The 14,608-nt window shown below is 60.1% G+C and carries 19 protein-coding genes; 13 read left to right on the forward strand and 6 right to left on the reverse strand.

Going from position 1 to position 14,608, the window contains the following annotated elements:
* Positions 1-12 precede the first annotated feature (12 nt).
* Positions 13-147 (forward strand): aa3-type cytochrome c oxidase subunit IV, encoded by a 135-nt coding sequence (locus AC2FF7_RS01105; protein ID WP_480866809.1) that lies wholly within the window; start codon positions 13-15, stop codon positions 145-147.
* Between the two features lie 21 nt (positions 148-168).
* On the forward strand, positions 169-801 hold the full coding sequence (locus AC2FF7_RS01110; RefSeq protein WP_170751874.1) for a hypothetical protein: 633 nt from the start codon (positions 169-171) through the stop codon (positions 799-801).
* Here the strand turns inward: AC2FF7_RS01110 and AC2FF7_RS01115 are convergent.
* The gene (locus AC2FF7_RS01115) at positions 790-1,122 is read right to left on the reverse strand and encodes an AzlD domain-containing protein (RefSeq protein WP_170353567.1); all 333 of its coding nucleotides are present in this window, start codon (positions 1,120-1,122) and stop codon (positions 790-792) included. The genes AC2FF7_RS01110 and AC2FF7_RS01115 overlap by 12 nt on opposite strands.
* Positions 1,119-1,835, reverse strand: coding sequence for an AzlC family ABC transporter permease (locus AC2FF7_RS01120; RefSeq protein ID WP_353391170.1), 717 nt, complete (start codon positions 1,833-1,835; stop codon positions 1,119-1,121). Before AC2FF7_RS01120 ends, AC2FF7_RS01115 begins: the two co-directional genes overlap by 4 nt.
* On the opposite strand from AC2FF7_RS01120, the gene AC2FF7_RS01125 reads away from it, so the two are divergent.
* The 5 genes from AC2FF7_RS01125 to AC2FF7_RS01145 are packed head-to-tail and all read left to right on the forward strand — an operon-like array spanning position 1,834 to position 5,606.
* Complete coding sequence (locus AC2FF7_RS01125) at positions 1,834-2,772, forward strand: formate dehydrogenase accessory sulfurtransferase FdhD (protein ID WP_496905073.1); 939 nt, start codon at positions 1,834-1,836, stop codon at positions 2,770-2,772. The two genes, AC2FF7_RS01120 and AC2FF7_RS01125, sit on opposite strands and share 2 nt — an antisense overlap.
* Positions 2,769-3,215, forward strand: coding sequence for a hypothetical protein (locus tag AC2FF7_RS01130; RefSeq protein ID WP_480866814.1), 447 nt, complete (start codon positions 2,769-2,771; stop codon positions 3,213-3,215). Before AC2FF7_RS01125 ends, AC2FF7_RS01130 begins: the two co-directional genes overlap by 4 nt.
* Positions 3,212-3,856 carry a molybdenum cofactor guanylyltransferase MobA gene (mobA, locus tag AC2FF7_RS01135; protein ID WP_480866815.1) on the forward strand — a complete coding sequence of 215 codons (645 nt, stop codon included), beginning with the start codon at positions 3,212-3,214 and terminating at the stop codon, positions 3,854-3,856. Before AC2FF7_RS01130 ends, mobA begins: the two co-directional genes overlap by 4 nt.
* Complete coding sequence (mobB, locus tag AC2FF7_RS01140; RefSeq protein WP_480866817.1) at positions 3,853-4,344, forward strand: molybdopterin-guanine dinucleotide biosynthesis protein B; 492 nt, start codon at positions 3,853-3,855, stop codon at positions 4,342-4,344. Before mobA ends, mobB begins: the two co-directional genes overlap by 4 nt.
* The gene (locus AC2FF7_RS01145; protein ID WP_496905074.1) at positions 4,341-5,606 is read left to right on the forward strand and encodes a molybdenum cofactor synthesis domain-containing protein; all 1,266 of its coding nucleotides are present in this window, start codon (positions 4,341-4,343) and stop codon (positions 5,604-5,606) included. Before mobB ends, AC2FF7_RS01145 begins: the two co-directional genes overlap by 4 nt.
* Here AC2FF7_RS01145 and AC2FF7_RS01150 read toward each other — a convergent pair.
* From AC2FF7_RS01150 to AC2FF7_RS01160, 3 genes are all read right to left on the reverse strand, one after another.
* The gene (locus AC2FF7_RS01150; protein ID WP_480866820.1) at positions 5,603-6,595 is read right to left on the reverse strand and encodes a hypothetical protein; all 993 of its coding nucleotides are present in this window, start codon (positions 6,593-6,595) and stop codon (positions 5,603-5,605) included. The genes AC2FF7_RS01145 and AC2FF7_RS01150 overlap by 4 nt on opposite strands.
* A gap of 14 nt (positions 6,596-6,609) precedes the next feature.
* Positions 6,610-7,080, reverse strand: coding sequence for a transcription elongation factor GreA (greA, locus tag AC2FF7_RS01155; protein ID WP_170353560.1), 471 nt, complete (start codon positions 7,078-7,080; stop codon positions 6,610-6,612).
* Positions 7,081-7,219: 139 nt separating this feature from the next.
* A complete protein-coding gene (locus tag AC2FF7_RS01160) occupies positions 7,220-7,600 on the reverse strand; it encodes a VOC family protein (protein ID WP_170751858.1) in 381 nt (126 codons plus the stop codon).
* 89 nt (positions 7,601-7,689) lie between these two features.
* On the opposite strand from AC2FF7_RS01160, the gene soxR reads away from it, so the two are divergent.
* From soxR to AC2FF7_RS01180, 4 genes are all read left to right on the forward strand, one after another.
* Entirely contained in the window at positions 7,690-8,145 is a 456-nt protein-coding gene (gene soxR / locus AC2FF7_RS01165) for a redox-sensitive transcriptional activator SoxR (protein WP_170353559.1), read from the forward strand.
* Between the two features lie 136 nt (positions 8,146-8,281).
* Complete coding sequence (locus AC2FF7_RS01170; RefSeq protein ID WP_170353558.1) at positions 8,282-9,928, forward strand: electron transfer flavoprotein-ubiquinone oxidoreductase; 1,647 nt, start codon at positions 8,282-8,284, stop codon at positions 9,926-9,928.
* 100 nt (positions 9,929-10,028) lie between these two features.
* A complete protein-coding gene (locus AC2FF7_RS01175; RefSeq protein ID WP_496905075.1) occupies positions 10,029-11,744 on the forward strand; it encodes a tetratricopeptide repeat protein in 1,716 nt (571 codons plus the stop codon).
* A complete protein-coding gene (locus AC2FF7_RS01180; RefSeq protein ID WP_480866825.1) occupies positions 11,734-12,555 on the forward strand; it encodes a 4-(cytidine 5'-diphospho)-2-C-methyl-D-erythritol kinase in 822 nt (273 codons plus the stop codon). The genes AC2FF7_RS01175 and AC2FF7_RS01180 overlap by 11 nt, the downstream gene beginning before the upstream one ends.
* On the opposite strand, the gene AC2FF7_RS01185 is transcribed toward AC2FF7_RS01180, so the two are convergent.
* Entirely contained in the window at positions 12,548-13,546 is a 999-nt protein-coding gene (locus AC2FF7_RS01185) for a polyprenyl synthetase family protein (protein WP_496905076.1), read from the reverse strand. The two genes, AC2FF7_RS01180 and AC2FF7_RS01185, sit on opposite strands and share 8 nt — an antisense overlap.
* Before the next feature lie 56 nt (positions 13,547-13,602).
* Between AC2FF7_RS01185 and AC2FF7_RS01190 the strand changes: the two genes are divergently transcribed.
* Positions 13,603-13,818: a putative signal transducing protein gene (locus tag AC2FF7_RS01190; protein ID WP_170353555.1), complete on the forward strand. Its 216-nt coding sequence runs from the start codon at positions 13,603-13,605 to the stop codon at positions 13,816-13,818.
* Positions 13,815-14,579, forward strand: a complete 765-nt coding sequence (locus tag AC2FF7_RS01195) for a tRNA1(Val) (adenine(37)-N6)-methyltransferase (RefSeq protein WP_496905077.1) — start codon at positions 13,815-13,817, stop codon at positions 14,577-14,579. Before AC2FF7_RS01190 ends, AC2FF7_RS01195 begins: the two co-directional genes overlap by 4 nt.
* Positions 14,580-14,608 lie beyond the last annotated feature (29 nt).

Here is a 14,608-nt window from a genome sequence, read left to right on the forward strand (position 1 = left end):
GGAATCTTTCACATGGCTGAATACAAGCACGGCGAAATGGACATCAAAGTTCAGGAAAAAACATTTGACGGCTTTATCAGGGCGACCACGTGGTGCGTCGTAGCCATTGCCTTCCTGTGCCTGTTCCTGGCGGTTTTCGCTTCTTAAACCTTAAAATCGGGGTCCATCGTGATCAGGATAGTGATTGCCTGCCTTCTGGCAGCAACGGTGGCTGGCTGCGTGGGCTCTCAACGTCCGCAGGCCGATTTCTCAGAGATTGCGGCCCGGTCCTATAGTGATCCCGGCCCGTCGACCCTGACGCTCTATACGATGATCAGCACGCGCACCGGTTCGGGGGCGCATACCTCGTTGATGATCAGCGGCAGCGAGCGGGTGATTTTTGACCCCGCAGGATCTTTCCGCGCCGATGTGGTGCCGATCAAGGATGATGTGCTGTATGGCATCACTCCCAACGTGGAGCGCGCCTATCGCAGCAGCCACGCGCGCGAGACGCACTATGCCCGCGTCCAGACAATCGAAGTGACCCCGCAACAGGCCGAAATCGCGCTGCAACTGGCCAAACAATCCGGCCCGGTGGCGGGGGCGTTTTGTACCAATTCAACCGCGCAACTGCTGCAGCAGGTGCCGGGGTTCGAGCAGATCAGCACCACCTTTTACCCCGTGAAACTGTCCGATCAGTTCGGCCAGATACCGGGAGTGGTGACGACGGAATACCGCGAGAATGACTCGGCTGACTTGCAAGCTGGGTTGGCAGCGAACAATGCCCTGCTGAACCAGCAGGACACGGCCCTAGCCCAGTAGATACAGCAATCCGTAAAGGGTTCCGGCCCCGCTGAAAATCGCTGCGATAACGTTCTTGGTCCAAAGCCCCACGGCCACAGAGACCGCCGCAGCCGACATGCGCGGTATGTCCGGCTGGCCTTCGGTCGCGGTTGGCCAGACCACCAGCGGCGCAATCAGCGCAGGGATGATCGCCACGGCTGTATAGCGTAGATGGCGCAGCAGCCAGGGGGGCATCGGTCGGTCTCCGACCAATCCTATAAAGACAAAGCGCAGCCCGTAGCTGCCGATCGCCAGTCCGATGATAATGGTCCAGACGGTAACGGGATCTGGCGGGGTCATGTCCGGGCCTTTCTGCGCTCAGCGATGAGTTCGGCCTGAGCGCCTGCGATCATGCCCGCGCATCCGGCGATCAGCAGGCCAAGGTTATAGGGGACGCCGACGGTGAACAGCGACACGACGATGGCAACAAGGGCCGCGACCACGTGCGGTAAGGTCCGCATCATCGGCCCGATCATGGCCAGAAAGGTGATCGGCAAGGCAAAATCCAGCGCCCAGCTTTCAGGAATACGCGTGCCCAGCACTGCCCCCAGATAGGTCGCCAAGATCCACAACGGCGTGATCGGCGTAACTGAGCCCACGAAATAGGCCATTCGCTGCGGCACGCTCATGTCGGGCTGTTTTTCGAACTGGATGATCGAGCTGGCATAGGATTGATCCACGGTCAGATAGGCCGCGAATGCCCTCTGCCACATCGGCGCGGCCCCCAGATAGGGCGTCAGCGAGGCGGAATACATCGCCATCCGCAGGTTCACCGCCAAAGCCGAGATCAGGATGATTGCCGTCGGCGTCTGGTCCTGCAGCAGTTGCAGCGCGGCAAACTGCGCCGCCCCGGCAAAGACGGTCGCGGTCAGCGTCATGGTTTGCAACAGGTTCAGCCCGGCTTCGGTCGCGAAGACGCCGAACAGGGTGCCGAAGGGGATCGCCACAAATATGAACGGCGTCCCGTCGCGAAAACCCTTCCAGAAGTAAGACTTGGATGTGGTGTCTGCCATGGCTAAATCCTATGGTGATGCCCGCAGCAGTATCTGTCTTACGAAGGGGTTGCAATTGGCCACGGAACTCGATCTTTCGGACTACATCATCGCCCCCGATCCCGGCGCGGTCCGCCTGACCCGCGCGGTTGAGGGCGTGGACCAGAATGGTGAGGTCAGCCATATCTCGGTGGTTGAGGAGCGGCCGCTGACCATTTTCCTCAACTCGCAGGAAATCGTGACGGCGATGACCATTGGCGACTATCCCGAATATCTGGCGCTGGGGTTCCTGCGCAATCAGGGGATGCTGCTGGCGGATGACGAAATCACCCGCGTCGACTATGACGATGATCTGGAAACCGTGGTCGTGCGCACGGCGCGTGAAACCTCGTATGAAGACAAGCTCAAGAAGAAGACCCGCACCAGTGGTTGCGCCGTGGGCACGGTCTTTGGCGATATGATGGAGGGGCTCGAGGGTGTGCGCCTGCCACAGGTTCAGGTTCGGACCTCGTGGCTGTATGATTTGGCCGCCAAGATCAACCGCACGCCGTCATTGTACCTTGAAGCCGGGGCGATCCACGGCACGGTGCTGTGCCAAGAAAATCGTCCGCTGGTCTATATGGAAGACGTGGGTCGTCACAACGCAGTCGACAAAATCGCGGGCTGGATGCTGTCCGAAGGCGCGGTGGCCGAGAACAAGATCCTCTATACGACGGGCCGTCTGACGTCCGAGATGGTGATCAAAACGGCGATGATGGGCATCCCGGTATTGGCGTCTCGGTCCGGTTTTACGGCGTGGGGCGTCGAGATCGCGCGCGAGGTCGGCCTGACCCTGATCGGTCGCATGCGCGGGCAGCGGTTCGTGTGCCTGTCGGGTGAGGACCGTCTGCTGCGCGACATCGACCCGGCCAGCGTGGCGGTTGAGGATAAGAAACATCGCAGGAAGAGTGCGGGATGATTGAAATGCTCGCAGGGCTTGAAGAATTTCTGATCCTCCCGATTCTTATTGTCACAACGCTCTATTCCATAAAATTCCAATATGCGGATGAGCTGGCGATGAACATGGCGCTTGCGGCCTATCCCAACGATATACTGGATCAGCTTGAGTGGGGCGCTCTGACCGACTTGGTCGGAACCTCTCGTGCGTCTGATAATCCGAAACGGCGAAAGTCGACGCGTTTGCGTGTGTTGTTTTGGGGACTTCCTGGTTTGAATGGGCTCGACAGGCCGACACTAACCGCGGTGCGGCGATACCGGCTAAACACCGCGGCCATATGCCTCTCGGTCTTACTGATCGCTAGTGTTTGGTCTTACTGGTTGGTTGGTCTTCTGGTTCTGTTCGCTGTCGGCATCTTTATTCGGACGCCGAACTGGCCCGCTGTGAAAGGACTGACGACATGACCAAACCCCTCGGAGTTATCCTCGCCGGAGGACTGGCGACCCGGATGGGTGGCGGCGACAAAGGGCTGCTGCGCATCGGCGGGCAGAGCCTGATGGCGCATGTGATCGACCGGCTTGCGCCTCAGGTGGGCGGGCTGGCCTTGAACGCAAATGGTGATCCTGAGCGGTTTGCCGATCTGAACCTGCCGATCCTGCCGGATACGATTGACGGCTTCGCGGGCCCTCTGGCCGGGGTGCTGGCGGGCTTGGACTGGGCGGCGACACAAGGCGCGGACTCTATCATCACCGCCGCTGCCGACACGCCGTTTTTCCCCCGTGATCTGGTGACGCGATTGACCGAGGCTGCGCAGGGCCAGACCCACCCGCTCGTGCTGGCCACCACGCCGCGCAGGGGGGACGAAATGCTGAAATCCGGCGGGGGCAAACGCATCAACCGGCACCCGACCTTTGGCCTCTGGCCGGTGGCGCTGCGCGATGATCTTCGGGCGGCGCTGCAGGACGGTTTGCGCAAGGTGGTGATCTGGACCGACCAGCACGACGGGCGCGAGGCGCTGTTCACCGCCGAGCCGTTTGATCCGTTCTTTAACGTCAACACGCCCGACGATCTCGCGCGGGCCGAACAGCTGCTGGAGCAGGCATGAGGGTTTACGGCGTCACCGGCTGGAAAAACGCCGGCAAGACCGGGCTGATGGAGCGTCTGGTGGCCGAAATCACCGGGCGGGGGTTTACTGTCTCGACCCTTAAGCATGCGCATCACAGCGTTGATGTGGATCAGCCCGGTACTGACAGCTATCGCCACCGCACGGCAGGCGCGTCCGAGGTGCTGTTGGTCTCGGGTCAGCGTGTCGCCATCATGCAAGAACTGCGCGGCGCGCCCGAGCCTTTGATGGACGACCTTTTGGCTCGCCTGACCCCGGTCGATCTGGTGCTGATCGAAGGGTTCAAGCGAGAAGGCCATCCAAAGATCGAGGCGTTCCGGGCCGAGGCCGGAAACGCGCTGATGGCCCCCGAAAACCCGACGATCCGCGCCGTGGCCAGCGACACGCCGCTGCAGGTGGATCAGCCGGTTTTTGACCTGAACGACACAGCGGCGATTGCCGATTTCATCTTGCGAGAGGTGGGGCTATGACCAAACCCGACATTGCGCCCCCACCCCTGCGCAACGATTGTTTTGCCTTGCCCGCCGGGGTGAACTGGACCCCGGTCGACGATGCGCTGGCCCTGTTGCGCGACCGGCTGACCGTGGTTGCAGGCGTGGCAACCGTGCCTTTGGCGCAGGCCACCGGGCGTATTCTGGCGCAGGAGGTTATCGCCCAACGCTCGAACCCGCCGCAGCCCAATACGGCGGTGGATGGCTATGGCTTTGCCGGGGCCGCGCTTGACGGCCCGCAGGTCATGCCGCTGCATCCGGGGCGCGCGGCGGCTGGGATACCGTTTGATGGCACGGTGCCCGAGGGCCATGCGTTGCGTGTGTTGACCGGGGCGGCACTGTCTGCGGGCGTGGATACAGTCATTCTGGAGGAGGACGTGACCGTTCAGGACGGCCACATCGCTTTTCACGGGCCGCTGAAACGCGGCGCAAATACCCGCAAGGCAGGCGAGGATGTGGCCGAGGGCGACGCGGTTCTGCCCGCCGGACGTCGCCTGACCCCGGCCGATCTGGCGCTGTTGTCGGCCACCGGTCTGGCCGAGGTTCCGGTGCGCAAAGTGCTGCGCGTGGCGGTTCTGTCCACTGGGGATGAACTGGTCGAACCCGGTGAATCCGCCGGTCCGGGCCAGATTTACGATGCCAACCGTCCGATGCTGTTGTCCTTGTTGGAACGCATGGGGTTTGAGGCGGTCGATATGGGCCGGGTGCCCGACGACCGCGAGGCGTTGCGGACTTGTCTGAACCAAGCCTCTGAACGCGCGGATGTGATCCTGACCAGTGGCGGCGCGTCTGCCGGGGATGAGGACCATGTCTCGGCCCTGTTGCGGCAGGCAGGGGCGATGCAGGAATGGCGGATTGCGTTGAAACCCGGTCGCCCTCTGGCGCTTGGGATGTGGGACGGAACGCCTGTGTTCGGCCTACCCGGAAACCCGGTGGCCGCTTTGGTTTGCACGCTGATCTTTGCGCGCCCGGCCTTGGGCCTGATGGCGGGCGAGGGTTGGTCGACCCCTCAAGGCTTTGACCTGCCCGCCGCGTTTGAAAAGCGTAAGAAACCGGGCCGCCGCGAGTATCTGCGCGCCCGCATCCGTGATGGCCGGGCTGAGGTGTTCGCCTCCGAGGGCTCAGGTCGGATCAGTGGGCTAAGCTGGGCTGAAGGGCTGGTCGAGATTGGGGATGGCGCGTGCCATATCAAACCGGGCGACATGGTCCGGTTCATCCCCTATGGCAGCTTTGATCTTTAATCGAAGGTTCCAGCCACTCGACCCAACAACATGAACGCCCGCGCGGTGCGCGTGTCGCCAAGCGCGGTCAAGTCGGCATCGCTGGCCTCGGGCTCGAACTCGATGATCATGTGGTCGAACCGGCGCAGAAAGTGGTGCGCGGCATCGCGGAAGATGGGATCTTGCTTCATCCGGGCTGACGTCAGCGCCAGTGACGAACGGTCCCTTATGCCGCCCAAAGCAGCCACGGCTCGCCCGCGTGATCCTTGCGCAAATTGCCGCCAGATTTCCGGACGCGCCATGTCGGGGCGCAGGTCATCCATGTAGATGCCTTCCTGACTGAGCAGGGTCAGCACGTCCTGCGACGCCTGCACCAGCTGCGCGGTCTTGCGGTCTTTCAGCGCCAGCCTCAGGGCATTGAACCCTTCGGTGTCTTCCTGCGTTTCAGGGAAGTTCAGGGCGCGGATGAACACATCCGTCCCAAGCGGAGGCGCGATGTCTTCGGCCTGTGTTCCAAGTTCCAGCGTGGTCTGGTCGCCGTTTGCATTCGGGGTCCTGCCCCGAACAGGCTGAGTCCGATGCGTGGAAAACGTGGCCAGGGTACTTTCTGTCTTTTTGGCTGTCTCGACAATTTCGTCCAGTTTCTTGGACACATTGGGCTCATAGACGCTGGAGGCGCGCTGCTGCTGAGCGATCAATGCATTGCGAATCGCGTCGATCGAACTTTGTAGCCGCGCGCTTTCTTCACGCATGATACGGCTGGCGCGCAGTGCCGTGGCTGCCACCCAGATCATGGCAATCGGCATGAAAACCGCCAGCAGCGTTACCACGAAACCGCCGCCTTCTATTTTGCCGGGCAACACTAGGAATACGACCGACACGACCAGCCAGATAAGGCTGAGAACGATGGCCGCGATTTCGATTTCGGTCAACGCGGGTTCCGCTGGCCGGTCATACATACCAATCGGTGTGGGCCGTTCGGTTTCGTGCTCTGGCGTGGACTCGGACATTGTCGGCGCTTGGCTTAGGCGTACTCGATACTCAGGATTTCATAGGAACGTACACCACCAGGGGTGCGGACTTCGACACTGTCACCTTCTTCCTTGCCGATCAAGGCGCGGGCGATAGGAGATTTGATATTCAGCAGGCCACTTTCGATACTGGCCTCATATTCACCCACAATCTGCCAGGTCTTTTCCTCGTCAGTGTCCTCATCGACCAAAGTGACCTTGGCGCCGAATTTCACAGCACCGGACAGCTTTGCTGGGTCGATCACGTCGGCCAGCGACAAGATACCTTCCAGTTCTTTGATGCGGCCTTCGATAAAGCCCTGCTTTTCACGCGCCGAGTGATACTCGGCGTTTTCCTTCAGGTCGCCCAGCTCTCGGGCCGAGGCGATGGCTTCGATGATCGCCGGGCGCTCGACGGATTTGAGGTTTTTCAGCTCCGCCTCGAGCGCGGCATTGCCCGCAGGCGTCATGGGAATCTTTTCCATATTCTCGTCGTCCACGCATAAATTGAGTCGCCCCGCCGCACGAGATTGGCGCCGGGGCGAATGATTGGGTCGTCAAGTACCTGACCCAAATGGCGCGTGAAATGCAAGGGGGCTAAATCACGCCAACGCGGATTACAGCCTACGTGTAGCTAATCACCTCGAATTCGATCCCGTTGTCGTCATCAAAATAGAACCTTTTGCCCGGTTCGTAATCAGCATGCGACGTTGGCGTGAATCCTGCTTTGATAACGCGGGCTTCGGTTTCGTCGATATCTTCGACCAGAACACCAACATGATTAAGCCCACCAACGATGTCATAGCTGCTTTCTTGTGATGGTTTGGGATCGCTGGGCGCGTAAAGCGCCAAATATGTGTGTGCGCTGCCCACATGGACCGTATATCCGCCCGCGATGGCCGGTCCTTCCCAGCGGGTTTTCCAACCAAAGACTTCGTGCATCCATTTGGCCGAGGCCTGAGGGTCGCGGACGGTAAAGTTGGTGTGTTCAAGCGTCGCCATCATGGGATCTCCTTTTTTCATCTTGAGGCGTGTCGCGACTCACTGTAATTTCTAAACCTAACTTTAGGTCAAGGTATTTGTTGGAGGAAAAGTTGGCGTTATCCGAGGGGCTGGCCATTGGCGCTTTGGCCCGGCGCACGGGATTGGCGGTTTCGGCCATTCGCTACTATGAGGCGCAAGGGTTGATCACCCCGTGGCGCAATGCGGGCGGGCAGCGGCGGTATCAGCGCGCTGATATCCGGCGGCTGAGCTTTGTCATGATCGCCCAGCAGTTCGGTTTGTCTCTGCCGGAAATTCGGCAGGTGTTGTCGGGCCTGCCGGGCAATCGGACGCCAACACCAAAAGACTGGCAAAAGATCAGCGTCGGGCTGCGCGCGCATCTGGATCAGCGAATCGAGACGCTGACGCGGTTGCGTGACAATCTGGATGGATGCATTGGCTGCGGCTGTCTGAGCTTGCCCAAATGTGCGCTTTACAACCCGGATGACCGGGCCAAGTCAAAGGGAAGTGGCCCCAGGTACCTGCTGGGGGACAGCCCGGACGCGTGATCTGCCGCATTGCGGCATTGTTACGCCGTGTTCTGATTGACCAAGGACTTGGTGAACATGTAGTCAGCAGGGAAAGAAAATTGCGCCGAGCACGTGCACAAAGCGCCAATTCGGAAAGTTAGCTAAGGAGCCCGCGATGGCCGATATTGAACGCGAAGCGATGGAATACGATGTGGTGATCGTGGGCGCAGGCCCGGCCGGTCTGTCTGCAGCCATCCGTTTGAAACAGCTGGATGCCGATCTGAACGTTGTCGTTCTGGAAAAGGGCTCGGAAGTCGGGGCGCACATTCTGTCTGGTGCGGTGCTTGATCCCTGCGGCCTGGATGCTTTGATCCCGGACTGGAAAGAGAAGGGCGCGCCGCTGAACACAGAGGTGCATGAAGACAATTTCTATATGCTGGGTGAGGCCGGTCAGATCCGCATCCCCAACTGGCCGATGCCGCCGCTGATGAACAACCACGGTAACTACATCGTGTCGATGGGCAATGTTTGCCGCTGGATGGCCGAACAGGCCGAAGAACTGGGCGTAGAAATCTTCCCCGGTATGGCCTGTTCCGATCTGGTTTACGGTGAAAATGGCGAAGTCAAAGGTGTGGTGGCCGGTGTCTTTGGTTTAGAAGCCGATGGCTCATATGGTCCGAACACCGAGCCGGGGATGGAGCTGCACGGCAAATACGTCTTCCTGTCGGAAGGTGTGCGTGGATCGCTGTCCAAAGAGGTTATCGCCAAATACGACCTGTCAGCGGGCAAAGAGCCGCAGAAATACGGCGTTGGCATGAAAGAAATCTGGGAGATCGACCCGGCCAAGCACAAAGAAGGCTCAGTCACACACACGATGGGCTGGCCTCTGGGCAGCAACGCGGGTGGCGGATCGTTCATCTATCACCTGGAAAACAATCAGGTCTATGTCGGTTTCGTGGTTCACCTGAACTATAAAAACCCGCACTTGTATCCCTACATGGAATTCCAGCGCTTCAAGCACCATCCGATGGTGGCTGAACTGCTGAAAGGCGGCAAGCGCGTGGCCTATGGCGCTCGTGCGATCACCGAAGGGGGCTATCAGTCGATGCCGAAACTGGTTGCGCCGGGTGTGGCGCTGCTGGGCTGTTCGGCGGGTATGGTCAACGTGCCGCGCATCAAGGGCAACCATAACGCGATGCTGTCGGGCAAAGCCGCAGCCGAGGCCGCCTTTGACGCCATCAAAGCCGACCGTTCGGGCGACGAACTGACCGCATACGAGACCGACGTGCGCGAAGGTGCCATCGGCTCCGACCTGAAAAAGGTGCGAAACGTCAAGCCGATCTGGTCGAAATGGGGCCTGACCGCATCGCTGATGCTAGGCGGAATGGACATGTGGACCAACACGCTGGGCTTTTCGTTGTTCGGGACAGTTGGCCACGGCAAGAACGATGCCGAGGCGACCGAGGAAGCCAGCAAGCACAAGCCCATCGACTATCCAAAACCCGATGGCGTGCTGTCTTTCGACCGCCTGACCAACGTATCCTTCGCGGCCACCAATCACGAGGAAAGCCAGCCCTGTCATTTGAAACTGGCCGACCCGGCAATCCCGGTCAGTGTCAACATGCCCAAGTTCGACGAACCTGCGCAACGCTATTGCCCGGCGGGTGTCTACGAAATGGTCGAGGATGAAAACGGTCCGCGATTCGTCATCAACTTCCAGAACTGTGTTCACTGCAAGACCTGCGATATCAAGGATCCCAGCCAGAACATCACCTGGACAACGCCGCAGGGTGGCGACGGACCGAATTATCCCAACATGTAAGCGAAAAACGGGCAATGGCAGGGTCGTGAAGGCTCTGCCATTGCCTCTTTCCGGCCGAAGCCCTAGCTTAGATAGCAGTCAACAATGGCAGGGCAGGATTTTGGTGGTATCCTTCTTACGTCGCGCGGCAGTTGCCGCGCTTCTTTCATCGGCCTTTTCGCTTCCGGGTTTTGCGGATACTGGATCCGGAGCCTATCTGGCCGGACGTCAGGCAATTTTCCAGAACGATTACTCCGCGGCCGAACGATACTATGCGCAAGCTCTGCGTGCCGACCCCGAGAACGGTAAGCTGCTGGAAAGCGTTGTGGTCGCGCGGCTGTCGCTGGGCCAGATAAAACGCGCGTTGCCGGTCGCCCAAGCGATTGAAGAGCTCGGTATACCCAGCCAAGCGGCCCGTATGGCCATTGCGGTTAACCTGCTGGCCCAGGGTGAGCTGGATGAATTCCTGTCCCGTGACCCGGAAACGCAAGGCATAGGGCCGCTCGTCGACGGATTGCTGTTGGGTTGGGCCTATGTCGGCCAAGGTGCGATGACCAACGCGATGGAGCAGTTTGATACCGTTGCCACGCAAGAAGGGCTTACCGAATTTGCGCTTTACCACAAGGCGCTGGCCCTGGCCTCGATCGGAGATTTCGAAGGGGCCGAGGCGATCTTTGCGGCCAATGACGGCGCGATTGCGCGCTTTACCCGACGTGCCGCACTGGCCCGTACCGAAGTGCTGTCGCAGCTGGACAGCAACGAAGATGCGTTGGTTTTTTTGGATGAAGTCTTTGTCGCAGGAAGCGACCCGTCCATCGAAGGGTACGAGGCGCGTCTGAAAGCTGGCGAGACTTTGCCCTTTACCCATATCGGTTCTCCGCAAGACGGCATGGCCGAAGTGTTCTTTTCTGTCGGGGCAGCTCTCAGTCGCGAAGCCGCACAGAACTATGTCCTGCTTTATGCTCAGCTCGCGGCCTTTCTACGCTCGGATCATGTCGACGCGATCCTGCTGAGTGCTGAATTGCTGGATGGGCTTGAGCAATATGATCTTGCGGTCGAAGCCTATCGTAAAGTGCCAGCGACCAGCAGCGATTACCATGCGGCTGAACTGGGCCGCGCCGAGGTTTTGGGCCGCGCGGGCAAGACAGATGCCGCGGCCGAAGTTCTGCAAAACCTAGCCGCCAAAAGCCCTGACCTGCCCAGTGTGCATGTGGCGCTTGCCGATCTGCAGCGCCGCGAGGAAAACTACGCGGCTGCAGTGGAAACCTACAACACTGCGATAGAACTGATCGATTCGGGTGTGGGGGGCAACTGGTTCCTGCACTACGCCCGAGGCATCTCGCACGAACGCCTCAAGCAGTGGGATCAGGCCGAAGCCGATTTCCGCCGCGCGCTTGAGCTGAATCCAGATCAGCCGCAGGTGTTAAACTATCTGGGTTATTCGCTGGTCGAGCGTCAGGAAAAGCTGGATGAGGCGCTGGATATGATCGAACGCGCAGTGGCTGCTCGCCCTGACAGCGGCTATATTGTTGACAGTCTTGGCTGGGTTCTGTTCCGTTTAGGCCGCTACAACGAGGCGGTCGAGCATATGGAGCATGCGGTCGAGCTGATGCCTGTCGATCCGGTCGTCAATGATCATCTGGGCGATGTCTATTGGGCCGTGGGTCGCGCGCGCGAGGCCGAGTTCCAGTGGAAACGTGCTCTGTCTTTCATCGACCCCGAAGACACGGATGGCGAGGCCGATCCGGACCGTATTCGCCGCAAGCTGGAAATTGGGCTGGACGCGGTTCTTGTCGAAGAAGGGGCCGAGCCCCTGAAAGTGGCCAATGAAGGCTGAGGCGTTTGCCCCCGCCAAGATCAATCTGACCCTGCATGTGACTGGCCGCCGCGCGGATGGTTATCACCTGCTGGATTCTCTGGTGGTCTTTGCTGATGTGGGTGACACGCTGCAGTTCACTCCTGGCGATGCCCTGACGATTGCAGTGACGGGTGAACACGCCGATGGCGTACCAGCAGATAGCCGAAATCTGGTTTGGAAAGCCGCACAGGCGGCGGGTTGGACCGGACAAATCGACCTGAACAAAGTGCTACCGCATGGCGGCGGCATTGGGGGCGGGTCCTCAGACGCGGCGGCGACACTACGGATGGCGGCAGAGCAGGGCAGGACAGTCTCGCCCGACGTGGCCCTGTCACTGGGGGCTGATATCCCGGTCTGCGTCGCGGCTCGGGCCATGCGGATGCGGGGCATTGGAGACGATCTGACGCCCGCTTCGCTGCCCTCTCTGCCAGCCCTGTTGGTTAACCCTGGCGTCGAAGTACGCACCGGGCGTGTGTTCGCGGCATTGAAAAGCCGCGACAATCTGCCAATGCCTGCAGAGATCCCCGAGTTGGAGACTGTCGAAACCTGCGCCGATTGGTTGCAGGATCAACGCAACGACCTTGAACCGCCAACAACGGGCTTGGCCCCTGAGGTCGCCCGCGTTCTGGATGAACTGGTAGGCACGAAAGCGGCCCTCATGGCCCGCATGTCAGGGTCGGGTTCGACCTGTTTCGCGCTTTATCCCACGATGAAAGACGCGCATTTCGCCGCCTATGAGATTGGTGCGGCCCATCCCGATTGGTGGTGCCGCGCGACTCAGCTTAATTGAGACGCGAGACCACGTAGTCGGCAAGATCACACAACAGCGTGCGGATCTCGTGATCAGGCAGAGCCTCCAGCGATGCTTTAGCCTTGTTCGCCCAGCCGAATGCATCCGCCCGCGTTGCTTCAAGCGTGCTGTACTTGGCCATCAGCCCAAGCGCGTGGTCCAGATCACCCTCTTCCTGACGACCGCGTCCGATGGTGCGTTCCCAGAAGGCGTGTTCGTCGGGGGTGGCCTGCGCCACAACTTTGATCACTGGCAAGGTTAGCTTACGCTCGCGGAAATCGTCGCCCACATTCTTGCCGGTGGCTGCGCTGTCGCCTTGATAGTCCAGCAGATCATCCGCAATCTGGAACGCAATCCCCAGCGCGTCGCCGTAGTCATAAAGCGCCTTGACCTGTTCCTCGGTCGCGCCTGCGATCACGCCGCCCACCTCGGTCGCGGCCGAGAACAGCGCCGCCGTCTTGCCGCGCACAACCTGTAAGTAAATCGCCTCGGTCGTGCCCAGATCGGTTGCGGCAGTCATTTGCAGCACTTCGCCTTCGGCAATCGTGGCCGAGGCATTGGCGAGGATATCCAGAACCCGCAGCGATCCTGTCTCAACCATCAACTGAAAGCTGCGGGAGAACAGGTAATCACCGACCAGAACGCTGGATTTGTTGTCCCACAGAAGGTTCGCAGTAGGCCGCCCGCGCCGCTGGGCACTTTCGTCGACCACATCATCATGCAGCAGGGTTGCGGTGTGAATAAACTCGACCGTCGCGGCCAGACGTACGTGGTGATCTCCGGCATAGCCAAACAGCCGCGCCGCCGCCAAGGTCAGCATCGGGCGAAGGCGTTTGCCGCCTGCCTCGACCAGATGCGCGGTGACTTCGGGAATGCGCGGCGCGTGTTCTGACGCCATGCGCGTGCGGATCAACTCGTTGACCGCGCCCATTTCGCCCGTCAGGATTTCCGCCAAACGCTCATGCGGTTTTGTGACCGTGTCGATATTCATCACACCCTTGATACAAGGCTCGACATCGCGACCGCCTTGCCCTTACATCCATCCCCATGAAAGAACTTTTGCGCAGCACTGATCCGACGATTCTGGCCTTTGCATCCGCCCTTCTTGAGGGCGAGGATATAGACTGCTTTCAGATGGACGTAAATATGAGCATCCTCGAAGGTGGCATTGGAATCTTCCCTCGCCGCTTGATGGTGCGCGCGGATGACCTGACCCGCGCCGAACGTGTCATGCACGACAATGATATCCCTTTGGGTCGATGACACTGTTTGCTGACGCCGACCTGACGCGAAACGATTTTCTGGGCGGGCGTGTGCGCCTGTGGCAACCCATAATGGGCTATCGCGCAGGCGTAGACCCTGTTTTATTGGCCGCATCTGTACCGGCAATACCCGGTCAGACAGTTCTGGAACTGGGCTGTGGCGCTGGGGCCGCCGTTTTATGCCTGCTGGCGCGGGTGCCTGACCTGCAGGCTGTGGGGGTCGAATTGCAACGCGCTTATGCCGATCTGGCGCGTCGGAATGCCGCTGACAACGGCACCGCGCTTGAGGTGTTTGAGGCCGATCTGACCGCTTTGCCGCCTGAATTGAAACAGCGTCAATTCGATCACGTTATCGCGAACCCGCCCTATTATCGTACTGGGGCGCATAGCCCGGCGGCGGATAAGGGGCGCAGCGTGGCGCTGGGTGAAGACACCGCGCTGGAACACTGGATCGATTGTGCGGCCAAACGCCTTGCCCCCAAAGGCTATTTGCACATGATCCAAAAGGCCGACCGGCTGCCCGACATGCTGACCGCCTGCGAAGGTCGGTTGGGGTCTGTTGAGGTCTTGCCATTGGCGGCACGGCAGGGCCGACAGGCTGAACTGGTGATCCTGCGGGCTCGAAAAGCTGGAAAGGCCGCGTTTCGCCTGCACGCACCGTTGATCTTGCATGCAGGGGACCGCCATCTGGCAGATGGCGAAAGCTATACACCTCAGGTGTCCGCCGTGTTGCGAAATGGGGTGGCGTTGCCCGGATTTTAGGAGTGACAGGCATTAACCAGCCGATTTTG

It is taken from the genome of Ruegeria sp. YTSC325, assembly GCF_059609525.1.